We start from the raw sequence: 24,018 nt of genomic DNA, 5'->3' as shown, positions 1-24,018 counted from the left end.
TTCTACGCCGGCAGGATCAGCCCGAACCCACGGAAGGCGCGGAGCGCGCCCAGCGTCGCCTCCGCCCGCCGGTCCCCGCCGGCGGACCCACCGGCTTCCCCGCCGGGCGAACCGCCTTCCACCGCCGGCCAGCCGCCGTCTGGCTGCTGCATGCCGGCCAGCCGCTCCAGCAGTTCCACCGCCAGGGGCAGGCGGTGCGCCGGCAGCTCCAGCTCGGCGTAGGTCGTGAGCCAGAGGGCCAGGTCACCGGCCGACAGGGTGCGGCCCTTCAGCAGCGCAAGGGCCCCGTCCGGCGGCAGGCCCCGGAGCGCGGCCGCCAGGATCAGCGTGCGGCTGCAGGCCCGGTCGGGGCCGCCGGCCAGCGCGGCCCGCAGCCACTTCACGCCCCGGGCGATGGGGTCCGGATGGTCGGGCTCCATCACCTGCAGCGTATACGCCGCCAGGGCCGTGAGGCGGGCCTGCGCGGCCGGGTGGGCCTCCGCAGACGGGATCCCCGGCCGGTCCGCCTCGAGCCACGATCCGTCCACCTGCTGCGACCGGCGCAGGAAGGAGACGGCCCGCCCGGCCATCGGCGATCCGGCCAGCGGCGGGATGTCCCGCAGCCAGGCGAGCACGGTGCAGGTCGCCGCGACGGATGACTCGCCTGCGCCCGGCTCCTCTCCGCCGCCCCAGGTCAGGACCGAGGCCGGAAAGCCGCCGTCCGGGTTCTGCAGCCCCTCCAGGGCCCGCACCACCGCCCGGTCAGGCTGATGCCTGCCCAGGATCCCTTCCAGGCGTGCTGCATCCACTGCGTTCCCGTGGGCCACGACGAAAGCCCTGGCCCGTGCCACATCGATCTGCGGAAGTGCCACAAAGACTTACTCCTCTACCGTGATCTCCATGCGCAGCAGGGCGGCGGCGAAGGTCTTGCCCAGGTTGTCGCTGCGCAGCGACCGGGGGGCGCCGCCGCCCAGGGCGCCGTGTACCAGGAATTTCAACGCCTGGACGTTGGGCACCTCCCACCGCTCCACCGGCCCGGTGGCGACCGGCTTGAAGTACTCGGCCACCCTCTCCCGGGTCACGTGCTTGCGGATGATCTCCCAGGCCGCGTCGTCGTTGGCGAAGAGCGAGATGTCCGAGGCATCGCCCTTGTCGCCCGAGCGCGCGTGGCAGATCTCTATCAGCCGAATCCGCCTCGCCACCGGCTACACCTCCTCCACCTGGATCTGCACGTAGGGCTCGATCAGCTCCCGGGGAATCAGCGTCGACCACAGACCCATCAGCTCCCGGGGCTGCGGCGTGCCCGCGACCGCCGAGGCCGTGGGCGGGCCCGAGAGGAGCAGGGGCGGGAACTCCCGGGCCAGGATCTCGCAGTCCTTCTTGTTCCGGGTGCGGATGGCGATGCGCAGCCGCACCTCGTTCACCCGGTCCTCATCCGCCGGCTCGGGGGCGAGGGCGCCCCAGAGAGAGTTGATGCCGATGTACTCCTCGTGGATCTCCTCGGGCTGCACCCCGTGCATCTCAAGCCGCTTCCGGATGATCTCCGCCGCCCGCTTCGCCTTGCTGTAAGCGTTCGGCCAGCTGAACGAGATGTAGCCTTCCCCCATCCAGCCGTCGGCGTACCCCAGTAGGGCCTTCAGGGTCGGCGGGGCCGGCCGGCCGGTGGTGCCGCTCACCCGGACACGGTTCTCGCCCACCTGCTCCAGCCGGGTGGTGGTCAGGTCGCAGATCACGTCGGGCGTGATGTAGGTGGTCGGGTCGTGGATCTCGTAGAGAAACTGCTCCTTCACGCTCTTCAGGTCCACCCGTCCGCCGGTGCCGGGCGCCTTGGTCAGCACGAAGCTGCCGTCCTCGCTCACCTCGGCGATGGGGAAGCCGATGCGGTGCAGGTCCGGAATCTCCTCCCACCCCACCTGGTAGTTGCCGCCGGTCACCTGGCCGGAGCACTCCATCAGGTGGCCGAGGACGATCCCCTGGGCCAGCCGGTCCCAGTCGTCCCGCGCCCAGCCGAACTCGTGAATCAAGGGCCCCAGGAACTGGGCGGTGTCGGTGGTGCGGCCGGTGATCACCACGTCCGCCCCGGTGGCCAGGGCGTCGGCCACCACCTGCGCCCCCAGGTAGACCGACGCGAAGAGCACCCGGTCCCGGATGTCCCCCAGGGCCTGGCCCGTCTCCCTGTCTGCGAAGGTGACCCCCTGCGCCGCCAGCTCGTCCAGCCGGTCGTAGATATCGTCGCCCGTGACGCACGCGACCTTCAGCGAGAGCCCCAGCTCCCGGGCCACCTCGGCCACCGCCCGGGCCGCGCCCCGGGGGTTGATGCCGCCGGCGTTGGTGATCAGCCGGATGCCCTTCTCTTTCGCGATGGGCAGCAGGTTGCGCATCATGGGGACCACGTCCCGGGTGTAGCCCGCGGTGGGGTCCTTGCGCCGCCCCTTCTCCAGGATGGCCAGCGTCAGCTCAGCTAGCGTGTCAAAGCTGATGTACTTCACGTCGCCGTACCGGGCCACGTCCAGCACCGGCAGGAGCGAATCGCCGTAGAACCCCTGCCCGGCGCCGATGCGAACGGTGCGCAAAGGCTTCCCCTCCCCTCAGCCGAGCTCGACCACCACGTCGCCCTCGTTGACGAAGTCGCCCTCGCCCACCTTCACCGCCGTCACGGTGCCGCCCACCTCGGCGGTGATGGGGATCTCCATCTTCATCGACTCGAGGATCACCACGTCCTGGCCGGGGGTCACGGCATCCCCCGGCTTCACCAGCACCTTCCAGACCGTACCCGCCATGCTCGCCCTGATCATTGCTTTTCCTCCTCCTTTGCCTGTCTTGCGTGCTGCGCCATCCGCGCCCGGATTCGGCGTTGCTCCGCCTCGTAGCCGGATGTCGTCGCCCGGTACGGGTCGTCCTCGGGCAGGCCGAGTCGGTCCCGCACGGCCGCCTCCAGCCGGGAGACCCGCTCGCCCAGCCGCCAGACGCCACGCCCTAACACCCCAGTTGCCGGGCGATCACCAGCCGCTGGATCTCGCTGGTGCCCTCGCCGATCTCGGTGAGCTTCGCATCCCGCCAGAAGCGGGAGACCGGCAGATCCTCCATGTAGCCCGCGCCGCCGTGGATCTGGATCGCCTGGTTCGCGGCCCGCACCGCCGTCTCGGAGGCGAAGAGCTTCGCCATCGCCGCCTCCCGGGTGAACGGGCGCCCCTGGTCCTTCAGCCAGGCGGCCTTCAGCACCATGTTCCGGGCCAACTCGATCTCCATGGCCATGTCGGCCAACTTGAACTGGATGGCCTGGAACTTGGAGATGGACTGGCCGAACTGGACCCGCTGCCTGGCGTAGGCCAGGGCGGCGTCCAGGGCGCCCTGGGCGATGCCCACCGCCATGGCGCCGATGGAGATGCGGCCGCCGTCCAGGGTCACCATGAACTGCCGGAAGCCCTCCCCCTCACGGCCCAGCAGAGCGTCGGCCGGCAGCCGCACGTTCTCGAAGAAGAGCGGCCGCGTGTCCGAGGAGCGCAGCCCCATCTTGTCGTACGCCGGCCCGATGGTGAATCCCGGGGTCGGGTTGGGCACGATGAAGGCGCTGATGCCCCGGTGCCCCTGCCCGGGCTGGGTGACGGCGGTGCACACGATGTAGCCGCAGTAGTTGGCGTTGGTGATGAAGATCTTGGCGCCGTTCAGCACCCAGCCGTCGCCGTCCCGGACCGCCGTGGTCTTGGTGGCGGCCGAGTCGGACCCGGCGCCGGGCTCCGTCAGCCCGAAGGAGGCCAGGTACTCGCCCCGCGCCGCTCCCGGCAGCCAGCGCTTTTTCTGATCCTCGGTGCCGAAGTAGTAGACCGGCCCCATGCCGATGGAGCAGTGCGCGGCCAGAGTGATACCCAGCGACCCGTCCACCCGGCTGATCTCCTCGACCGCCAGGGCGTAGGCCACCGTGTCTCCTCCCGTCCCCCCGTACTTTTCCGGGAAGGGGATGCCCATCAGCCCCAGCTCGCCCATCTTGCGCACCAGCTCGACCGGGAACCTGCCGGTCTTGTCCCGTTCCGCCGCGCCGGGGGCCACCTCGCCCTCGGCGAACTCGCGCGCCAGGTTGCGAATCAGCAGCTGCTCCTGGCTCAGGTCGAAGTTCAGGCTCATCCCACCGCCCCTTCCTTCCCCACTTTGATGGCCACGCCAGAACCGTTTACCTAGTGTTTAATGTTCGCTTATTCGCACTCCCCTGAAGAGATTCCTGCCGCATGTGACAAAATATGCGCCGTCGGCTGAAAAACGTCACATCACATGACCGGAGGCCGGTCCGCATAAGGTCTTTGGGAAGTGAGTAAACGGGAGGGAATCGCCTTGGCAGTCATTCAGGCAGCCGGCCTGGCCGTCGCCAGGCTGACGGAACTGAGACCGGCCCGGTCCCACCGCTACCATGACGGCAAGCCGATGGAGGGGTTCTGCCTCATCACCTCGGACTCGGGTTTCAGCAGGGTCACGCTCCATGTGGAGAATGGACAGACCCTGACCGACCGCTCGGGCCACGGCGGCTTCTATTATGAAGGCTGGCTGGTAGGCCCCGGCGGCGTGGTGAGCCTGGGCGCGTTCAACGTCGGTCCGGATGGCCGCGGCAGCGCCACCCGCGTCGTGGCGGCCTCGCAGGCGCAGCCCGGGCGGGCGGAACTGGTGCGGGTCACCGCGGAACCCTTCGGCGGGAGCAGGGACGGCGCCATCGCGGTGCTCGAAGGCAAGCTGATCTGGCTCGACACCGCGGCCGGTGTTGCAGGCATCGCCTCCCACGGCGGCGCACCGCTGGCGCCGACCCCTGAGCCGAGGCCGGTGGCGCCGGGGGATCCAGCCGACGGGGCGGCCGGCCAGCAGCAGGCAGACGGCGCAGGTGGCGCAGGCCGGTCTTCGGAGGCCGCCGGCGACCCGGGCCCACACTACGGGGGTAGCGCCGTGAGCAGTCCCGCCGCCCCATTCGGAGCCGCCACGGGCACCCCGGCCGCCCAGTTCGGAGGTGCCGCCACGGGCACCCCGGCCGCCCAGTTCGGAGTCGCCACGGGCACCCCGGCCGCCCAGTTCGGGGGTGGCGCGGTCGGTGTTCTGGCGCAGCCGGCGGGCGGCCCTGCAACCAGCGATCCAGACGTACACCCGCGCAGCGCTTCGGGCGAGCCCCAGGCGGAGTCCGCCAGCAACGCCGGCGGGGATCAGGCCCGGGCACACGGCAACAGCGCGGCCGTCGACCAGGCAGGGCTTCCGGGCAGCACCACAGCGGTTGATCCAGAGGGGCAGTCCGACAGCAGCGCTGTGGCGGATCTGGCAGGGCAGTCTGACAGCACCGCTGTGGCGGATCCGGCAGGGCCCTCTGACAGCAGCGCCGCAGTCGACGCCCCCGCCCCTTCCGCCGGCCCCGTGGGCGTGCTGCCCGAGTCGGCCGGCCGTGCTGCCGCCGGCGGCTCCGCCGATCTCGGGGAGGCAGTCGCAGACACCTCTGCCCAGCCCCCGGCGGCCCCGACCCAGCCGGCGCCGCGCCACGTCAACCCGCTGGCCGTGCAGGTCCAGCTCGAGCAGCGCCACCCGATGACGCCGCGCGCCACTGGGACGGCGACGATCAACCTGCGCCGGGGCCACCTCACGCTCACCCTGCGCGGTCTGCCCAGCCCGACGGCGCTCGGCCGCGACCGCAAGAGCGGACGGCCCTTCAACGCCTACCGCGTCTGGCTGATCAACCAGAAGAACCAGATGCGCACGCCGGCGGGCTACTGCGAGCGGGTCTGGGGCGAAAACTTCCGCTTCGAGGCGGAAGGGCTACCGCTCAACCGCTGCGACACCATCCTCATCACCGCCGAGGACCGCTCCGTGGCCACCTCCGTCGGCCATCCGGCGCCGCAGGTGCTCATCGGCTCTTACGATCCCAGGCTGTAATTGTCACTGGAAGTCACTGCCCGCAGGGGAAAGGCATGTCAGCCTTGAATCACCCCACGGGGTGATTTCTTGATGAGACGATGCCTGCCCATCCTGCTGATGCTGATGCTGCTCGCCGGCTGCGGCGGCGGGAGCCCGGCTCCCGCAGAGCAGACGCCGCAGGGGTCCGCCGGCCAGCCCCCGGCGCCGCCTGCCTCCAATCCTGAACCCGATCCCGCTCCTGAACCGGAGCCCGAACCGGAACCGGTTCCGCCCACCTTGACCCGCGACCCGGTTTACCCGCTGGCGCCGTCGCCCAACGCCCTGTGGGCCGGCCCCGTATCCGTCGTGGTCGAGAACTCGCCCAGCGCACGGCCTCAGGCCGGGCTGGCCGAGGCGGATCTGGTGGTCGAAACGCTGACCGAGGCCGAGATCACCCGCTTCTTCGCGCTCTACTGGTCTGCTCCAGCCGGGAAGATCGGCCCCGTGCGCAGCGCCCGCCAGGGGTTCGTCGACATGGCCGACGCCTACAATACCCCCTTCGCCCACTCCGGCGGCAGCGCCGAGGCCCTGGCCATGCTCCAGGCTGCGTGGGGGCCGCGCAACCTGGACGAGATCTACACCGCAGGGGGCTACTTCTACCGCACCGCTGACCGCGAGCCCCCGCACAACCTCTACACCAACACCGACCTGCTCGGGCAGGCGATCGTCGACCGCGGCATCCAGATGACGACCGTGCCCACCACGGAGCGGTCCGCGGCCGTCCCGACCGTCGGCGAGCATACGGTGGTCGATATCGACTGGCACCGGCTGAACCACGCCCGCTGGGTGTGGGAGGAGGGCCGCTACGTCCGCTACACCGACGGCGCGCTCCACGTGGACGAGGACGGCAGCCCGCTCACGGCGGCCAATCTGCTCTTCCTGGAGGTGGGCGGCGTCAACCGGGGCATCGAACTCGGCTGGACCCTCTACCTCTGGGACGGCGGCCCCGCGACGGTGCTGGTGGCCGGCCACAGGTACGAAGGCACCTGGCGGCTGGAGCCCGGCGGGTTCGTCCTCTACCCGCCGGAGGGGGGCGAGCTGCCGCTGCTGGCCCCGGGACCCACCTGGGCGCACCTGATCACCGCTGAATCGGACTTCACCATCGAGTAGGGGCCATCATCCCCCGCCGCCGGCGTATACTCCTGTGACGCGACCTGGCGGACGGAGGGATGGAGCCCATGCCGCGACTGAGACCCTTCCGGCCGGAAGACCTGACCGCCATCCTGGAGCGTGCGGTCAGCGGACTGCCCGGCACGATCGGCGTGTATGTGACCGACCTGATGACCGGCCGCTCGGCCGGCATCAACCCGATGGCCGAGTTCTACGCCGCGAGCACCATCAAGGTGCCCATCGCCATGGCCGTCCTCTGGCTGGCTGACCGGGGGCGGCTCAGCCTGGACCAGACCATCGCCTATCGGCCCGAAGACTACGAGGCGGGCACCGGCATCCTGCAGGCGACGATCCGCCCCGGCGACGAGGTGACGATTAGGCGCCTGCTGGAGCTGATGATCACCGTCTCCGACAACATCGCCCGCAACATGCTGGAGCGCTTCATCGGCAGCGGGACCATCCGCAACTACATGCTGTCGCTGGGCGTGGCGCCGGCGTACGACCCGCTGAAGACCCCTGTCACGCCGTACGGCATGAACCAGGTGCTCATCGCCCTGGACACGGGCCGCTCCGGCCTCTCGCCGGCGTCGACCCGCATGCTGCTGCGGTGGATGGAAGAGGCGGTCTTCCGGCAGCGCATCCCCCGCTACCTGCCCGAGACCGCCGTGGTGGCGACCAAGATCGGCAGCCGGGAGGACGAGTTCCACGACGTCGGGCTCGTCTACGCGCCGGATCGCTCCTTCGCCATCTCGGTGTTTACCAAGGGGCTCCTGGAGGCGCAGGCCGAGGAGGCCATCGCCCGCATCGCCGAGGCCGTGTACTGGTACATGGATTCGCTCACCCGGCCGGGCTAGCCGGAGTTGTTGTCAGGGCTGGCGGTTACACCGCCAGCCCTGACAGCATCACGCCGATGGCACGGCTCCAGATGGGCCAGAACTGTTCGATCGGCAGCGGGTTCACCCCGCGCCCCACCTCGATGGTGAAGCCGGGCCGGCGCCAGTCCTGAATGAACCAGTCCTTGTACCCGGCCCAGCTCTGCAGGTAGCGCACCGGCCGGTAGCCGGTAATGTCCGCGAACAGGTTCGTGATCTGCTCGGACTCGGGCGGCTCGAGCCCCTCGTAGCCCCAGTAGATCTCCTCCCCCTGGCTGTGCCAGGCGATGACCAGCCGGAAGTCGTGGGCGCGGGTGAACTCCGCCAGGGCGATCGCCTCGGGCTCGGTCAGCGGGCCGCTGCCGGAGTAGTTGCGGGGAGCCGGGCTTCGCGGCCCCCTGGCGGCCTCCCGCTCCCAGTCGGCCGGGAACTGGTTGTTTAGATCCACGCCCCGGGCGTTGGCCGCCCAGGTGCGGAAGTTGGTGGAGCCTCCGTTGGCCTGGATGAGCAAGTCGTAGTAGGGATTGTCGCGTGTAACCCCTTCCTGCGAGATTTCCACGCCGTCCGGGTTGGCCATGGGCACAATGTAGAGAGAGGTCTGCTCCCACAGGGCAGGCACGTCGAAGTTCCCGATGCGCTCGCCCCGCTCCCGGGCCCGGGCGTACACCTCGATGAACTTCATCATCAGCACGGCGGTGAGCCACTCCTCACCGTGGATCGCCGCGTTGTAGTGAACCTCCTTCGGCCCGGCGCCCAGCCGCACCACCGGGATCTCCCGCCCCAGCACGCTCTTCCCGATGGAGCCGACCTCGATGAAGGGGTAGCGCTGCTGCAGGCGCGCGAGATCGGCCATCATCTCGTCGTAGCCGTAGTCCTCCCGGGGCACGACGATCTCCTGCCCGCCGCCGGCGGCCGCCGGGAGGGTGAGCCGCTGCCCGATGCGCAGCTGGTAGGGGTCAACGCCGGGATTGGCCTGCCGCAGCGCGGCCACGGTGGTGCCGAAGGTCTGCGCGATGGCCCAGAGCGTATCGCCGGGCTGTACGATGTACTGCTGCGGGGGCCGGGGCGGGAGGTACAGCACCATCCCCGGCCGGATGACGTTCGGATTCTCGACCTGGGGGTTTGCGGCCGCCAGCGCCTCGACGCTGATGCGGTGGCGCTGCGCGATGCGGTAGAAGGTATCGCCCGGCTGGACGACGTACTGCCCGCCGCCGGGCACCGTCAGCCGCTGGCCCACGTAGATCAGGTTCGGATTGCGGATCTGCGGGTTCGCCGCGAGCAGCTGCGGCAGGCTCACGCCGAGGCGCGCGGCGATGGCCCAGAGGGTGTCGCCGGGCTGGACCACGTAGGACACAATCCACCCCCTCCTTTCCGATGTCGCTTAGATACTATGCGACCGGTAGGCAGGGGGTCCCAGCGCGGCCCGGTGTGAGTAAAGTTTTCGTGGGTACAACACATTTTTTCTCCTGAAATAGCAGGACGAGAGATGTGCCCTTCCAAAGTGTTGAGATTGGCCAATACCAACACGAGGAGGGTCATCTCTCGTCATGGAGCAAATTCGTGCTGCGGTGGATTTCTCCTTTCAGGAGATTGAACGTTTGGCTTGGCAACAGACACTCGACTGCTTCCGCGAGGCTTTGGTCGAGGCGCTCTCTGCGATTGACACGGCGCTGTACGAGAGCGGAGACCCGAGTCGGTATGTGTACAAGGAAATGCGGTCCCGAAACGTCGTCACCAAGTTCGGGCCGATCACGTTCCAGCGCCGCTACTACTGGGACCGCGAGGAAGAGCGTTTCGTGTTCCTGCTGGATGAGGTGTTGGGAATAGCGAAACGGCAGCGGGTGAGTGACTCGGTAAGGGCAGATGCGGTTGAAGCGTCTGTGACAGCTGGATCGTACCGGGGTGCTGCGGCAGAGCTGGAGCGGCGGGATTGCCAGGTGTTTGTCAGCCATGAAGCGATTCGGCAGTGGAACCTGCAGACCGGAAGGGCGCTTGCAGCGGCGGAAAAACAGCAGCAGATGACGTTGGCCGGTACCCGACGTGTGCGGGTCTTGTTCATCGAGGCAGACGGGTTCTGGCCAGCTCGTCAGCGTGGCAAGAAGGCAGAAGTCCGGCTGTTTGTGATTCATGAGGGTTGGATCCAGCGAGGCCCAGGTAGTAAGGAGTACAGCCTGGTGAACCGGCGCGATTTCGTGCCCGAACCGGGCAGGGATAGCTGGGAGCAGTTGAGCGAGCTTCTGGAGAGCGAGTACGACCTAAGCGAGACCTGGGTGATCATCAACGGGGACCGGGCGTTGTGGATCCGGGAGGGCGTGACGTGGTTTCCCAAGGCGCTGTACCAGATCGATCGGTTCCACCTGAAGCGGGAGTTAAACCATGTGCTGCGCCACCGGCCCCAGCGCTTAGAGCAGGCACACGCTGCACTTGAAGCAAACGATGCTGGACGGTTGCTGGCGGTGCTGGATGAAGCGCATAAAGCCGAGACCGACACGGATCGTCGTGGGAAGATGCGCCGGCTGCTGGCCGACCTCAGGACGATGCCGGAGTCAATTCGAGATTACCGTATTCGGCTGCAAGAGCGGGGCGTCAACGTTGAGGGGTTACGCGGCGTGGGCGCCGCGGAAGGGGCGGTGGAGCGGTATTCGGCACGGCTGCGGAAGGTGGGGCGGAGCTGGTCGGAAAGTGGCCTGATGGCAATGCTGCAGGTGATGGCAGCATATTATCGCGGCGCTTTACGGGGGGCCGTACAGTACGTTGAGCGTGCGTTGGGGCTTGAATCTGTGAACGCGGCTGCGGAGAAAGTGCGCCATCGGGTTCGTGAGACCGTAGGCCGGGGAGTCGATGCTGCCCGGCATGCACGCATGCCGATCCTGAACGCCGGTCGCAACAACAGCGGAGGATACTCCAAGACGTTCAGGGGGTTTGCGGGTCTGGTGACCAGGTAAAAAACGAGAACGGTAGTCAGCGTCCGTTCAAGAACCAGATTTATACAGAACACTTTTGGAAGTGAGACGTACCCACTTTGGCTTGACAGGCCCCGCGGCCCGGCGCCCTTTGACACGGGCCCGAAACGGTGCTAGATTATATGTTTATAGAAGCGCGTCGAATGCAGAACAGAAAGGATGGGATCTTGTGAGGCGCCGTATAGGTGTTGGGGACCTTGCTGCCACTGGTATTCTTACCGCCCTGGCGCTCATGATCCCCATCGTGTTCACGTTCCTGCGGATCACCATTCCGCCGTTCTTCACCGCCACGCTGATGTCGCACGTGCCCAGCATGCTGGCGATGCTGATGGGCCCGTTTGCGGCCATCGGGGTCGGGCTGGGGTCAGCCCTGGGTTTCACGGTGTTTGTCGGTCCCGCCATCGGGGCCCGGGCACTGTCTCACGCCCTGTTCGCCTGGGTCGGCAACATCGCCTGGAACCGCGGCATGCCCCTGTGGCTGGTGCTGCTGATCGCCCTTCCCTTCCACGCCGTGTTCGAGATGGCCGTGGTCTGGATCCTGGGCGGAAACCTGACGATGGCCCTGATCACGCTCTGGGGCACCGCCCTTCACCACGCCATGGACGGCGTGATCGCCCTGGGCCTGGTCGTCGCCCTGCGGCGGAGCGGCGTCCGCTGGTTCGAACAGCCTGCGCACTAAACAAGATGTCCCCGTCGGTGTCGACGGGGACTTTTTCTTGGTGGGAGTTCTACGCCTCACCTACCTGAGCACCAGCGCGGCGACGGCCAGCAGCGAGAAGGCCACGCTGAGGTAGCCGTTGACGTTGAAGAAGGCGGTCCCCACCCGGCTCATGTCCGAGGGCGAGATGATGCTGTGCTCGTAGTGGAGCAGCCCGGCCACCAATGCCCACGCGCCCAGGTAGATCCACGAGGACGCCGGCCACACAGACGGCGGCCAGATCGGGGTGGGCAGGAGTCCCACCGCCAGACCCAGCAGGCCGGTGAGAAGCACGACGGCCAGGTGCAGGGCCCGGGCGATCCGCAGCGCAGGGGCGAGCCCAAAGCGTGCCGGGATCGAGTGGACCCCGTTGCGGCGGTCTGCCTCCAGATCCTGCGTGCCGTAGATGATGTCGAACCCTGCGTTCCACAGCGTGATGAGCGCCACCAGAACCAGGATCTCCGTCCCGACGGCGCCGCGCACAGCCACGTACGCCCCGAAGGCCCCCCACGAGACGCTGAGACCCAGCCACAGGTGGCAGAGCCAGGTGAACCGCTTGGTGAACGGGTAGATGGTGAACGTGAGCACGGCCAGCGGGAACAGTTTCAGGGCCAGGGGATGCAGCTTGACCGCGGCCAGCAGGAGCAGAGCCAGGGCCACCATCACATAGACCCAGACCTCGCCCCGGCTGATCTTCCCGGCCGGCAGATGGCGCGTGGCGGTGCGGGGCGTCTTCCGGTCGATCTCCTCGTCGAACAGGCGGTTCATGCCCATCGCGGCGGTGCGGGCCCCGGCCATGGCGGCCGTGATCCACAGCAGCTGGGACCAAGACGGCCACCCGTCTGCAGCCAGGAAGGCCCCCAGGTAGGCGAAGGGCAGGTTGAGGACGGTGTGCTCAAACTTAACCAGCTCGGCAAAGGTCTTCACTCTCTTCAGGCCGGAGATCACGACAGCGGCCGCCCCTTCCTGCGGTCAGAAGCCATATTCCTTCCAGCGGGCGGTCACCCGCTCCCTCACCTCAGGCGACATCTCGATCTCCTCGGGCCACGGGCGGGGGTGCCCCTCCTCGGGCCACTTGCGGGTGGCGTCGATGCCCATCTTGGAGCCGTACCGCCAGACCGGCGAGGAGTGATCCAGGTCATCCACGGGGCCGTCGGCGAAGAAGATGTCGCGCTTGGGGTCAATGTTGCCCGACACGTACCAGAAGACCTCGCTGTAGTTGTTGAGGTCGATGTGCTCATCCACAACCACGATGCACTTGGCCAGCATCATCAGCCCCAGTCCCCAGAGGCCGTGCACAACCTTGCGGGCGTGGCCCGGGTAGCGCTTCTTGATCTTGACCAGCACGCAGTTGTGGAACGTGCCCTCGACCGGCATGTTGTAGTCGATGATCTCGGGCATGAAGAGCTGGAGCAGCGGCAGGAAGATGCGCTCGGTGGCCTTGCCCAGGTAGGCATCCTCCTGCGGCGGCTTGCCCACCACCGTGGCCGGGTAAATGGCGTTCCGGCGGTGGGTGATGGCGGTGACGTGGAAGACGGGATAGGGATCCACCGGGCTGTAGAAGCCGGTGTGGTCGCCAAAGGGCCCCTCCGGCCGCAGGGGCTCCGACGTGTCCACGTAACCCTCCAGGATGAAATCGGCGTGGGCCGGGACTTCGAGGTCAATGGTCTTGCACTTGACCAGCTCCACCGGCTCGCCCCGGAGGAACCCGGCGAACATCAGCTCCGGGATCACCGGAGGCAGCGGCGCGCTCCCGCTGTAGATGGTGGCGGGGTCGCCGCCCAGCGCCACGGCCACCGGCATGCGGGTGCCCCCGTACGCCTCGAAGTGGCGCTGGCCGTCCTTGTGCTTGTGCCAGTGCATCCCCGTGGTGCGCCTGTCATACACCTGCATCCGGTACATGCCGATGTTCCGCCCCCCGGTCGCGGGGTCGCGGGTGATCACGTTGGTCAGGGTGATGAAGGGACCTCCGTCCTTCGGCCACGTGGTCAGCACCGGGAGCTTGTACAGGTCGACGTCGTCGCCGGTCAGGACCACCTCCTGGCACGGGGCACGGCTGACCATGCGTGGCGCGGCGGCCTTGGCCACGTCCAGCAGCTTCAGCCCCTGGCCGAGCTTGTCGAACAGGCCGCTGCCGGCCGCGGGCAGTTTCAGGAGCTCGCGGATGCGCTGGCCGACTTCATCTAGATGGTTCACACCCAGGGCCAGGCAGAGGCGCTCCATGGAGCCCAGGGTGTTGGTCAGCACCGGGAACTGGGAGCCCTCGACGTTTTCGAAGAGCAGCGCCGGACCGCCGCCGGGCATCTTCGAAACCCGGTCGGTAATCTCGGCGATTTCCAGGTACGGGCTCACCGGCGCCCTGATGCGCTTCAGCCAGCCCCGCTTCTCGCATGCGGCGACAAATTCGTGGAGGTCGCGGAATGCCACGTGGTTTCAACCCCTCATCTGAACCTTGGCGCAAGTCGCTCTCCAGTGTAGCCTGAACCCGGCGCTGCATCAACGCGCCGGGCTCAGGCTGTCCGGTTCCGGACACGGGTTGGCAGTCTGGTCCGGGGATGGCCAGGGCTGTCGGCTGGGTGGCCGGTGTTGGTTGGGGGGTGTTCCTGCGCGGGAGTGGCAGGGGGTGGTTGCAGGGATATTGCTGCGCCGGCGCGGCAGGGGTTCATGGCGGGATTCGGTCATGCAGGCGAGGTGGCCGGGGTTGGTTTCGGGAGTTTCTCCGGTGCCGTAGTAGCCGGAGTAGGTTGCGCGGGTGTTCCCGCGCCAGGGCAGTGCAAGCTTGAAGTTCCCACGAGTTGAGATCGCTGCTGTCCCGCATGCGGCGGCGGTCGCGCACCGCGGGCCTTGCGCGGCGCGGGTTCCGGCGGGTCTCAAATCGTGTGCAAGACCGTTGCCCCTCCCCCGGCGCGGGCAGGAGGAGGGTTCCCGTGGCCTGCGCCGGCGCGGGCAGGAGGAGAGTGGCCATGGCCCGCACCGGCGTGGCAGGGGTTCATCGCAGGATTCGGTCCTGCAGCCGAGGTGGCCGGGGTTGGTTTCGGGAGTTTCTCCGGTGCCGTAGTAGCCGGAGTAGGTTGCGCGGGTGTTCCAGCCCGGGGCACTACAGGCTTGAAGTTCCCACGAATTGAGACCGCCGCTGTCCCGCATGCGGCGGCGGTCGCGCGCCGCGGGCCTTGCGCGGCGCGGGTTCCGGCGGGTCTCAAATCGTGTGCAAGACAGTTGCCCTCCCCCGGCGCGGGCAGGAGGAGGGTTCACGTGGCCTACGCCGGCGCTGGCAGCAGCTCGTGCTACACCTGCGGGGCACTGCCAGAGCCATCCACGGTGCCGGACTGGTCTCCCTCTGACTAGACCAGTTTATGTCAGTCCAGCAGGATTTACCCAGACTTGGGTCGAATATATGTTCCGAGGTGAGCGATCGTGTTTTCCCCTGCGGTCAGTGTACCCGATGCCCTCTGGCGCGACTGGCGTGTGTCAGACCGGGCGAAGATGCTCTGGTGCTATCTGCGCACGACGGGGAATACTCAACTTTCGTTCAAACAGGTGCGGCAGAGCACCGGGTTCGCCCAGAACTCCATCCTGAAATATCTCCAGGAGCTGAGCCAGTCCGGCTGGCTGGATTACCGCCGAAGCCGCCATTCCTTCACCTTCAAGACTATCTGGAAGCGCGGCCGCCCAGCGTTCCGCCTGCCTGTAGACTTGATCTGCGACCGGGAAATTCCCGCGGCGGCCAAGCTCATCTGGGGAGCGATCACCAGGTTCCAAGGGGCGTTCGGCTACGACGAACTGATTCGCCAGACGCGCTACTCTCGCAATACCCTGGCCAAGTATGTGAACCTGCTCTTACGAAAGCGCTGGCTGCGGGGTGACGCGGCCAGGGCAGATCGCAAGAAGCGCTTTCGCATCAAGCTTGCGAACCCGCACCACGAACGCAGGCAGGCCGACCTGGATCTGTTTCACCGCGCGAAAAAGCTGGCCAAGAAGCGCATCGGCGACTCCATCGGCCAGCTCTACGCAACATATATGACCTTCCTCCTCGTGCCGGAGGAGATCATCATCTCCAACGCACAGCCCTGGGGTCTGGTGAATCCCAGGACCGGCGCCAAACTGCAGTACGACATCCTGCTGCCACGCAGCCGGGTGGCCATCGAGTTTCAGGGGCCCCAACATGACCGGCCCACAGAACTCTACCCCGATGAGGCTCAGTTCCGGGCGCAGCAGGAGCGCGATCGCCTGAAGCGCAAGCTGAGCACAGCCCTGGGCATTCGCCTGATCGAAGTGCGGGCCGAGGACCTCTCCTTCGAACGTCTGGCCCAATTGCTGCGTGAAGCGGGGGTGCCGCTCAGGGCAGAGCCACGGACCGCGTCGCATCTGTACGAGTTGCTCGAGAAAGAGGCGGCGGCGTACCGCGCAGCGGTCGCCGGCCTGGCCTGCCCAGGCGCGTAACCCGGAGCGGCCTGATCAGGACCTGCGCTCGAACCTGCCGCCGATTGCTGCTTCATCGGCAGGCGAGGCAGCGTCCATCCACGCCTACTGTTCCCCCGTAGAAGCCACCTCTTCCTGTGCGGCCGGCTCGCCGAACAGTTCCTGCCACTGGGGCATGGTCAGGTAGACCTCCCGGGGCTTCGAACCCTGATGCGGGCCGATGAAGCCCCGCTCCTCCATCATGTCGATCAGGCGGGCCGCCTTCGTGTAGTTGCACCGCAAGCGCCGCTGCAGCAGGGAGACCGACGCCTGGCCGTGCTCCACCACAATGCGGCAGGCATCCGGGAAGGCCTCGTCCAAAGCCGAGGTGGGCTCACGATCGCCGGACCCGTGGCCGCGGCGGCTGGTGACCTCCACCTCCACTTCCTTCGCGGTGAACACAGGCTGCCCCTGCGCCTTCACGAACTTGACGATCTGGTCGATCTCCCGCTCGTGGATGAAGGCCCCCTGCACCCGGATGGCCTTGGAACTGCCTGCCGGGTGGTAGAGCATGTCGCCCTTGCCCAGGAGCCGCTCGGCGCCGGCGTAGTCCAGAATCACCCGGGAGTCCACCTGCGACGAGACGGCGAAGGCGATGCGCGAGGGGATGTTGGCCTTGATCAGGCCGGTGATCACGTCCACCCGCGGCGACTGGGTCGCAATGACCAGGTGGATGCCGCACGCCCGGGCCATCTGCGCCAGCCGGCAGATGGCGTCTTCGACGTCCACCGGTGCGACCATCATCAGGTCGGCCAGCTCGTCCACGAAGATGACCACGTAGGGCATGGGCTTCCGGGGGTTGTCGGGGTCGGGACCGGGGTCGTCGCGCACCAGCTGATTGTACTGGGTGATGTTCCGCACGCCGACGGCGGCGAAGAGCTCGTAACGGCTCTCCATCTCCTTCACGGCGCCCTTCAGATAGCCGGCGGCCTGCTTCGCATCGGTGATCACCGGCGCCATGAGGTGCGGAATCCCGTTGTAGATCGAGAGTTCGACCATCTTGGGGTCGATCATCATCATCTTGACCTCATCCGGCCGCGCCTTGAACAGCAGCGAGCAGATGATGGTGTTCATGCACACCGACTTACCGGACCCGGTCGCGCCTGCGATCAGCAGGTGCGGCATCTTGGCCAGGTCCCCCACCACGGGGTTGCCCGCCTGGTCCTTGCCGAAGGCCACCGAGAGCTTGGCCGTCGAGTTCAGCCAGGCCGGGGTCTCCATGACCTCCCGGATATGGACCGGAAGCCGCACCTTGTTGGGCACCTCTATGCCCACCGCGGCCTTGCCCGGGATCGGCGCCTCGATGCGGATGTGCTCCGCCGCCAGGGCCAGACAAAGGTCGTCGGCCAGCGCGGTAAACTTGTTGACCCGCACACCGGGAGCGGGCTGCAGCTCATACCGCGTAACGGCGGGGCCTGGGCTGATCTCCACCACCCGGGCCTCGACCCCGAACGTGCGCAGCGTGTTCTCCAGCAGCTGGGCCCGCGCCAGGTGGTCCTGATGACTCGCCTGCCCCTTGTGCTGCGGTTTCGAAAGCATCGTGATGGAGGGAAGCTGGTACGACTCGCCCAGCCTCGCGGGATCGATGGCGAGCTGCCCCTTTTCGCCCTCCACGAGGGGAACGGGCTGCCCCTCACCTGCCGCTGCGGCGCCGCCGTCACCAGCGGCCATCCCTGCAGAAGCGCCCATCCCCACGGCGCCGGCCTTCCCCCCGGCGGACGCCTTGCCACCGACGGGCGCCTGTCCAACAGCAGGCGCTGGTCCAACAGAAGACGCCTGTCCAGTAGCTGACGCCTGTCCAGCAGCGGGGGCCTGTCCAATGCCGGGCACCTGTCCAACCGCAGCTGCCTGACCAGCAGAGGTCGACTGTCCAGCAGCGGCGGCCCTGCCGGCCGCATCCAGGGAGCCGCTGCCCGCCGACTCCGGCGCGGAGGCGGCCGAACCGGGCTGCCGGATGATCGGGAGCGGGCGCTCTTCAGCCGGGGGCGCACCAGGCTCCCGCTTCAGGTCGCCGATGGTGTTCAGCTCCTCCGTCGCTGCCTTCCGCCTGCGGCGGGGCTGCTCCTCGTCCAGCGCCTCCTCCTCGCCCGGCTGCGGCTTCACGAGCTCGACGAAGTCGTCGGCCATCTCCCTGGCCCCCCGGGCACCGGCGACGAAGCGCGCCTTCACCCACTCGAGCACCGCACCCAGCGAGAGGTTGGTGTTCAGCACGAGCCCGATCAGGGCGGCGGTCACCACGAAGATCCAGCGCCCCGCCTCTCCGAACGCGCGCGTCAGCGGGACGGCCAGGCCGAGACCGATCAGCCCGCCGCCCAGCCCCTTGCGGGCGTTTTCCAGGTCGCCGCCACCGGGCACATGCCCCTGCGTCACCAGCTGGAGCACCAGCTCAAAGGCCAGCAGCAGCAGCACCAGGCCCCAGGCCTGCCGCCCCCAGGCAAACGGCCGCCGGTGGTAGCGCAGGTAGACCAGGTACAGGCCGAACCAGACCAGCAGGGTTGACAGCACCCAGGCGCCCACCTCTCCGGCCAGGGCCATCAGGCCCAGGCTCAGCAAGTCGCCCAGAGCGCCCCCGCCCTTGCCGGCCAGCGAAAGCAGGAACCAGGCCCCGAGGGCGGCAATCAGGAGGCCGCGCACTTCCTGGTGGAGGCCCGTCCCACCGGAGTTGCCCTTACCTGCTTTCCCGGCAGACCGTCGTTGCGCCACACCCGACCCCTCCGAATCTCCAAAGGTTGGATAACATGGTTTCATTATACCACACAGCAAAGGGCCGGTGCGCTGCGGTGCGCCCGGCCCGGTGGAATTACCCATTTTCTGCTTTCTGCTGGCATTCGGCACAAACGCCGTAGAACTTGGCCACGTGTTCGGTGATCTGAAACCCCGTCTTCTTGTGTATGGCCGCCTCCAGGGCGATCAGGAGGTCGTCTTCAAACTCGGTGATCTTCCCGCACTGCTGGCAGACGAGGTGGTGGTGATGATGGTTGTCATCATCTCGCACCTCGTACCTGGCCCGGCCATCGCCGAAGTCCAGCTTCTTCAGAACGTCGATTTCCTCCAGCAGCTCCAGCGTACGGTACACCGTCGCGATGCCGTTGTTGGGGTGCGTCTCCCTCAGCATCGCGAAGACATCGTCGGCGGAGAGGTGGCGCCCTCTGTTCATCAGGAAGATGGCAATAATCGCCCAGCGCTGCGGCGTCAGCTTATGGCCGCGCTCCAGCAGTCTGGTATAGATGTCCTTCAACATCAGGGCCATTCAGCTCACCTCTTTCTCCAGCCCTGCACCTGCACACTTCGGGCGAGGTGCGCTGGATTCCTTCTCCTGACCGTCCCTACTTCTCATAGTAAACGAGAATCATTCTAAATACAAGGGCCGCCCGCGAGAAAGACCAGGCCCGCTGACCTGGTCTCCTCTCCTAACCCGGCCCCAGCATCACCCTCGCGCCCGGCTGGAAGCGGGCATCCAGATAGTCCTGGGCGTGTCCTGAGATCAAGCGCACCACGGTGCCCCATCCATCTCCCCCGGGCGCAACCTGCACCAGCCGCCCGTCCACCACCGCCTCCCGCAACGGCGGCGCCGCGTCCATCCCTTCCATGACCAGTTCGACAGGAACCACCGACCAGAGGACGCCCGGACCGCACTCCGTCACTGGATCACCTCCGGCTGGGCCGGCTTCCTGTCGGCGATCAACTGGTTCAGCTTCGCCACGGCGGCCGACAGGCCGCCCACCTCGTCAATCAGCCCTTCCCGAACGGCGTCGGGACCCACCACCACCGTGCCCACGTCCCGAGCCAGCTCGCCGGTGCGGAACATCAGTTCCCGGAACCGTTCCTCGCTGATCCGGGAGTTGCTCACCACGAAGCGGATGACGCGGTCCTGCATCTTGTCCATGTACTCATACGTCTGGGGAACCCCGATCACCAGCCCGGTGAGGCGGATGGGATGGATGGTCATGGTCGCGGTGGAGGCGATGAAGGAGTAGCTGGTGCTGACGGCAATCGGCACCCCGATGGAGTGCCCGCCGCCCAGCACCAGGGAGACTGAGGGCTTCGACAGGCTCGCGATCATCTCCGCGATGGCGAGCCCGGCCTCCACGTCGCCGCCGACGGTGTTGAGCACCAGCAGCAGCCCTTCGATCTCCGGGTTCTGCTCCACGGCCACCAGCTGCGGGATGATGTGCTCATACTTGGTGGTCTTGTTCTGGGGCGGCAGGGTGAGGTGGCCCTCTACCTGTCCGATGATGGTCAGCAGGTGAATGTTGGGCGAGACCTGCGGCACCCGCGTCGTGCCGATGGCCTCCAGGTTCTCCAGGGGTGCGTTCTTCCTCGCCCGGTTCGGGGCAGGGGCAGGCGCCGGGCGCTGCCCCGGCACTTCGGGGTCGGGCCCCGGCGACACGCCGGGGATGTGGGCAGGCGGTGGGCCCTCGTTCCTGAACAAGATCGGTCACACTCCTCAGGGGGTAGTATCCGCCTACTGCCGGACGTCCATCCGCCGCCTTGCCTGCGCCGAAGCGCCCGCCGGGCCGGCCGCGCCACCGACGTCCCGGGCATCGCATGCCCGGAGGCGCCCCCCGGGGAAGGAGGGCGCCTCGGAAGCGGCCTACCAGACGGTGCCTGTCGCCCGGGCCACGTCTTTCAGGTCACGGATGACCTCGCTCAGTTCCACGTCCTTCTCCCGGGCCAGGTCCCGCAGGCGGAACCCGGACGCCGTGCTGATCCCCTCCCTGCCGAAATGCTTGGCCAGGACGGTGCGCGCCTCCGGCATCTGCGCGATGATCTCCGACGGGGTGAACTCGCGGAAGTTCGGCATGCGGAAGCAACCCTCCCGAAACGACAGAATGGGGCGAGGTTACCCTCGCCCCGATAGGTTGCCCGATTTCCGTCAACCGCACCCGCCTAGACCTCGATGATGATGGGGAGGATCATCGGGCGGCGGTGGGTCTTCTCGTACAGGTACCGGGAAAGCGCATCCCGGATGGAGCTCTTCAGCACCGCCCACTCCGGCAGGCCCCGCTCCACCTGCTCGGCCAGGGTCCGCTTGACCCGCTCCTTCGCCTCATCGAGCAGGCCCTCGGACTCCCGGACGTAGACGAAGCCACGGCTCACCATGTCGGGCCCGCCGACGATGGTGCCGGCCTCGCGGTCCACGGCCACGACGACGATGAGGATGCCCTCCTGGGCCAGCTGCTTGCGGTCACGCAGCACGATGTTGCCGACGTCGCCCACACCCAGCCCGTCCACCAGCACCTGCCCCGATGTCACCTTGCCGGCGATCTGGGCGGAGTTCCGGGTAAACTCGAAGACCGTGCCGTTCTCGCCGATCAGGATGTTCTCGCTCGGGATGCCGCACGCCTCGGCCAGCTGCTTGTGCTTCAGGAGCATGCGGTACTCACCGTGGATCGGCACGAAGAACTTCGGCCGGGTCAGGTTGATCATCAGCTTCTGCTCTTCCTGGCTGCCGTGGCCCGAGACGTGCACGCCGGCGCTGCGGTCGTAGATCACCTCGGCCCCGCGCCGGTAGAGGTTGTTGATCGTCCGCGCCACGGACTTCTCATTTCCCGGAATCGCCGTGGCGGCGAAGAGCACGGTGTCGCCGGGGAACAGCTCGACGGCCCTGTGATCGTTCACGGCCATGCGGCTCAGTGCGGCCATGGGCTCGCCCTGCGAACCGGTGGTCAGGATCACCTGGTTCTGCAGCGGCACCCGGCGCAGCTCCTCGATGGTGACGATGGTGCCCTCGGGCACGTTGAGGTACCCCATCTCCAGCGCGATCTTCACCGTATTCTCCATGGACCGGCCAACGACCGCGACCTTCTTGCCCATCTCCGCGGCCAGCGAGATCGCCTGCTGCAGCCGGTGCACGTTGGAGGCGAACGTCGCCATGAGGATGCGTCCCTTGGCCTCCCGGAACACCCTCTCCATGTTCGGCCGCACCGACCGCTCCGACGGGGTGTAGCCAGGCCGCTCGGCGTTGGTGGAGTCGGACAGCAGGGCCAGAACGCCCTTCTTCCCCAGCTCGGTGAGCCGCCGGTAGTCGGTGGGCTCGCCGTCGATGGGCGTCTGGTCAAACTTGAAGTCCCCGGTGTGCAGAATGGTCCCTACGGGTGTGCTGACGGCGATCGCACAAGCGTCGGGAATGGAGTGGTTGACCCGGATGAACTCGCACGTGAAGGGACCCAGTTTGACCTGATCGCCGGCCCGGACTGCCCTCGACTCCGCCGGCAGCCGCATGCCCATCTCCGCCAGCTTGCCCTCGATGAGGCCCAGCGTGAGCCGGGTCGCGTAGACCGGGACGTTGATGCTGCGGAGCAGGTACGAAACAGCGCCGATGTGGTCCTCGTGTCCATGCGTGATCAGGATGCCACGGACCTTGTCCCGGTTCTCCAGCAGGTAGGTGAAGTCCGGAATCACGATGTCGATGCCCAGCATCTCCTCCTCCGGGAACGCGAGACCGGCATCGATGACGATGATGTCGTCACCGTACTGAATGACCATGCAGTTCTTGCCGATCTCCCCCAGCCCTCCCAGAGGGATGACGTACAGTTTTTCTGTTCTACCGCGTTGACGCGCCAAACGAATTTTTTCCCCCTTTGTTGGACCCTCCGGGGGTCCGCTCTCTGATAATTGCACAGCAAAACAAACCCCCGTCATCATGGCAATAAAAGCCATACCGCGGCGCCCTGCGCCGAGGCTGAAAGGGGTATCAGGAGGAAGAGCAACCGCCTGGGTTGAGGCGACCGTTGCCGCAACGCACCACCGCCGTCCCGGTGCGAGGGGCACTCCTGACCAGCCGCCCTTCTCTTCTCCTGGTTCGCCGTTCAACAGACCTTCCTTCGGATTATACCCAAAAGCCTATGCGCTTACAAGCGAAGGTGCCATAAATGGCAGACGAGCCGACCGCACCACCGTGGCGCGGTCGGCTCGATGAGGTTGCCGGCTAAGAGGTTCGCGGCTGCAAGAACTCCACTCCTGCTCCACCCCCACGTGGATCTCCTGCCCTCCAGAGCGGAACCAGACGCCGCCCCGCCCACGGAGGTTCTCAGACGTCGGGATCTCCGGCATCCCGAGCAGCCCTGTGTAGAACCCCCTGGCTTCGGCCTCGCACCCCGGCGGCGCGGCGATCAGGATGTGGTGCAGCCCGAGGATCACGCTCGTCACCCCCGATGCGCGGCCTTGAACCCGACCACGATCGCCTTGTGCAGCACGAAGCCGTCCGCGGTGATGCCGAACCGGTCCCGCGCGGCAGCGGGCGCCGCGGCCAGCCGGGACCGCACCTCCCGTGCGGCATCCGGCGGCGTGGACGCTCGGGAGAGCCAGTCCTCCCGGTCCACCCAGGTCGTGAACCGGTGGGCCACGCGAAACGCCAGGCCGGCCTGTTCCACGAAGCGCCGCCACTCCGCGATGCGGTGCGCCCGGTGGTGGCTCGGATCTCGCAGCCGCTCCAGCTCGTTGATGAACCGATCGAGTTCCGGCTCCTCAGGGGCCACGTTGTCCACCACCACAAGCCGGCCGCCGGGGCGCAGCACCCGGGCGGCCTCCCGGCAGAAGCGATCCACCGCGGGAAAGTGGTGCGCGGCGATGCGGCACGTCACCACGTCGAAGCTGGCCGCCGGGAAGGGGAGCGCTTCCGCGTCTGCCTCCATGAACGTCACGTTGCCGATCCCCCGCCGCTCCGCCTGCTCCCGTGCGACCGCCAGCATCTCGGGCGTGAGGTCGACGCCCACCACCCGGCGCGCGCAGGGCGCCAGCGCGAGGGCGGTGTGGCCTGTGGCCGTGGCCACGTCCAGCACCTCCTCCGCGCCGGTGAGCCCGGCCACCTCCGGCAGCAGGGCCAGGTCGGCCCCCGCCGCGTGAATGGCACTGGTGAGATACCGGGAAGCCGCCGCGCCGAACTGCCGGCGCACCTGCTGCTTGACCAGGCCGTCCTGTGCGTTCGTCATCCAGTCGCCCACCTCCGCCACTACGTTAGCACGCAGCGGCCGGTCTGCATACTGCCGGATCGGCATAGGGGTATGCATCGGTCCCCCAT

The 24,018-nt window shown here is 67.5% G+C and carries 22 protein-coding genes; 6 read left to right on the top strand and 16 right to left on the bottom strand.

Features of this window, described 5'->3' with window-relative positions; genetic code table 11:
• Window positions 1-2: 2 nt before the first annotated feature.
• The 6 genes from ACZ45O_RS04295 to ACZ45O_RS04270 are packed head-to-tail and all read right to left on the bottom strand — an operon-like array spanning window position 3 to window position 4,101.
• Complete coding sequence (locus ACZ45O_RS04295; protein WP_464855893.1) at window positions 3-851, bottom strand: prenyltransferase/squalene oxidase repeat-containing protein; 849 nt, start codon at window positions 849-851, stop codon at window positions 3-5.
• A 6-nt stretch (window positions 852-857) separates the two neighbouring features.
• Entirely contained in the window at window positions 858-1,181 is a 324-nt protein-coding gene (locus tag ACZ45O_RS04290) for an AtuA-related protein (RefSeq protein WP_464855891.1), read from the bottom strand.
• 3 nt (window positions 1,182-1,184) lie between these two features.
• On the bottom strand, window positions 1,185-2,552 hold the full coding sequence (locus tag ACZ45O_RS04285) for an acyclic terpene utilization AtuA family protein (protein ID WP_464855889.1): 1,368 nt from the start codon (window positions 2,550-2,552) through the stop codon (window positions 1,185-1,187).
• A gap of 15 nt (window positions 2,553-2,567) precedes the next feature.
• Entirely contained in the window at window positions 2,568-2,774 is a 207-nt protein-coding gene (locus ACZ45O_RS04280) for an acetyl-CoA carboxylase biotin carboxyl carrier protein subunit (protein ID WP_464855887.1), read from the bottom strand.
• Window positions 2,771-2,962, bottom strand: coding sequence for a hypothetical protein (locus tag ACZ45O_RS04275; protein WP_464855885.1), 192 nt, complete (start codon window positions 2,960-2,962; stop codon window positions 2,771-2,773). The genes ACZ45O_RS04280 and ACZ45O_RS04275 overlap by 4 nt, the downstream gene beginning before the upstream one ends.
• Window positions 2,956-4,101, bottom strand: coding sequence for an acyl-CoA dehydrogenase (locus ACZ45O_RS04270; RefSeq protein ID WP_464855883.1), 1,146 nt, complete (start codon window positions 4,099-4,101; stop codon window positions 2,956-2,958). The genes ACZ45O_RS04275 and ACZ45O_RS04270 overlap by 7 nt, the downstream gene beginning before the upstream one ends.
• Window positions 4,102-4,305: 204 nt before the next feature.
• Between ACZ45O_RS04270 and ACZ45O_RS04265 the strand changes: the two genes are divergently transcribed.
• The 3 genes from ACZ45O_RS04265 to ACZ45O_RS04255 all read left to right on the top strand — a co-directional run bounded on the left by ACZ45O_RS04265 (window position 4,306) and on the right by ACZ45O_RS04255 (window position 7,859).
• The gene (locus ACZ45O_RS04265) at window positions 4,306-5,874 is read left to right on the top strand and encodes a hypothetical protein (RefSeq protein ID WP_464855881.1); all 1,569 of its coding nucleotides are present in this window, start codon (window positions 4,306-4,308) and stop codon (window positions 5,872-5,874) included.
• Window positions 5,875-5,946: 72 nt separating this feature from the next.
• Entirely contained in the window at window positions 5,947-7,005 is a 1,059-nt protein-coding gene (locus ACZ45O_RS04260) for a DUF3048 domain-containing protein (protein ID WP_464855879.1), read from the top strand.
• 68 nt (window positions 7,006-7,073) lie between these two features.
• Window positions 7,074-7,859, top strand: coding sequence for a serine hydrolase (locus ACZ45O_RS04255; protein WP_464855877.1), 786 nt, complete (start codon window positions 7,074-7,076; stop codon window positions 7,857-7,859).
• A gap of 25 nt (window positions 7,860-7,884) precedes the next feature.
• Here ACZ45O_RS04255 and ACZ45O_RS04250 read toward each other — a convergent pair whose 3' ends face one another.
• A complete protein-coding gene (locus tag ACZ45O_RS04250) occupies window positions 7,885-9,231 on the bottom strand; it encodes a LysM peptidoglycan-binding domain-containing protein (RefSeq protein WP_464855875.1) in 1,347 nt (448 codons plus the stop codon).
• Between the two features lie 193 nt (window positions 9,232-9,424).
• Here ACZ45O_RS04250 and ACZ45O_RS04245 point away from each other — a divergent pair, with 193 nt between their 5' ends.
• Window positions 9,425-10,822, top strand: coding sequence for an ISLre2-like element ISSyth3 family transposase (locus ACZ45O_RS04245; RefSeq protein WP_464855873.1), 1,398 nt, complete (start codon window positions 9,425-9,427; stop codon window positions 10,820-10,822).
• 250 nt (window positions 10,823-11,072) lie between these two features.
• Window positions 11,073-11,519: a hypothetical protein gene (locus ACZ45O_RS04240; protein WP_464855871.1), complete on the top strand. Its 447-nt coding sequence runs from the start codon at window positions 11,073-11,075 to the stop codon at window positions 11,517-11,519.
• Between the two features lie 60 nt (window positions 11,520-11,579).
• On the opposite strand, the gene ACZ45O_RS04235 is transcribed toward ACZ45O_RS04240, so the two are convergent.
• Window positions 11,580-12,485 carry a UbiA-like polyprenyltransferase gene (locus tag ACZ45O_RS04235; RefSeq protein WP_464855869.1) on the bottom strand — a complete coding sequence of 302 codons (906 nt, stop codon included), beginning with the start codon at window positions 12,483-12,485 and terminating at the stop codon, window positions 11,580-11,582.
• 24 nt (window positions 12,486-12,509) lie between these two features.
• Window positions 12,510-13,964: a menaquinone biosynthesis decarboxylase gene (locus tag ACZ45O_RS04230; protein WP_464855867.1), complete on the bottom strand. Its 1,455-nt coding sequence runs from the start codon at window positions 13,962-13,964 to the stop codon at window positions 12,510-12,512.
• A gap of 987 nt (window positions 13,965-14,951) precedes the next feature.
• Between ACZ45O_RS04230 and ACZ45O_RS04225 the strand changes: the two genes are divergently transcribed.
• Entirely contained in the window at window positions 14,952-15,977 is a 1,026-nt protein-coding gene (locus ACZ45O_RS04225; RefSeq protein WP_464855865.1) for a hypothetical protein, read from the top strand.
• A gap of 84 nt (window positions 15,978-16,061) precedes the next feature.
• Here ACZ45O_RS04225 and ACZ45O_RS04220 read toward each other — a convergent pair whose 3' ends face one another.
• The 7 genes from ACZ45O_RS04220 to ACZ45O_RS04190 all read right to left on the bottom strand — a co-directional run bounded on the left by ACZ45O_RS04220 (window position 16,062) and on the right by ACZ45O_RS04190 (window position 23,929).
• Window positions 16,062-18,698, bottom strand: coding sequence for a DNA translocase FtsK (locus ACZ45O_RS04220; RefSeq protein ID WP_464855863.1), 2,637 nt, complete (start codon window positions 18,696-18,698; stop codon window positions 16,062-16,064).
• A gap of 97 nt (window positions 18,699-18,795) precedes the next feature.
• Window positions 18,796-19,245 (bottom strand): Fur family transcriptional regulator, encoded by a 450-nt coding sequence (locus ACZ45O_RS04215; protein ID WP_464855861.1) that lies wholly within the window; start codon window positions 19,243-19,245, stop codon window positions 18,796-18,798.
• Window positions 19,246-19,405: 160 nt separating this feature from the next.
• On the bottom strand, window positions 19,406-19,639 hold the full coding sequence (locus tag ACZ45O_RS04210; RefSeq protein ID WP_464855859.1) for a YlzJ-like family protein: 234 nt from the start codon (window positions 19,637-19,639) through the stop codon (window positions 19,406-19,408).
• On the bottom strand, window positions 19,636-20,427 hold the full coding sequence (locus tag ACZ45O_RS04205; protein WP_464855857.1) for a ClpP family protease: 792 nt from the start codon (window positions 20,425-20,427) through the stop codon (window positions 19,636-19,638). The genes ACZ45O_RS04210 and ACZ45O_RS04205 overlap by 4 nt, the downstream gene beginning before the upstream one ends.
• Before the next feature lie 162 nt (window positions 20,428-20,589).
• The gene (locus ACZ45O_RS04200) at window positions 20,590-20,799 is read right to left on the bottom strand and encodes a hypothetical protein (RefSeq protein WP_464855855.1); all 210 of its coding nucleotides are present in this window, start codon (window positions 20,797-20,799) and stop codon (window positions 20,590-20,592) included.
• A gap of 86 nt (window positions 20,800-20,885) precedes the next feature.
• Window positions 20,886-22,562: a ribonuclease J gene (locus ACZ45O_RS04195; RefSeq protein WP_464855853.1), complete on the bottom strand. Its 1,677-nt coding sequence runs from the start codon at window positions 22,560-22,562 to the stop codon at window positions 20,886-20,888.
• A gap of 581 nt (window positions 22,563-23,143) precedes the next feature.
• Entirely contained in the window at window positions 23,144-23,929 is a 786-nt protein-coding gene (locus ACZ45O_RS04190; protein ID WP_464855851.1) for a class I SAM-dependent methyltransferase, read from the bottom strand.
• Between the last annotated feature and the right edge of the window lie 89 nt (window positions 23,930-24,018).

Source organism: Symbiobacterium turbinis (genome assembly GCF_055383075.1).
Note: the sequence above shows the minus strand (reverse complement) of the source record. Positions and strands in the feature narration are given on the sequence as shown.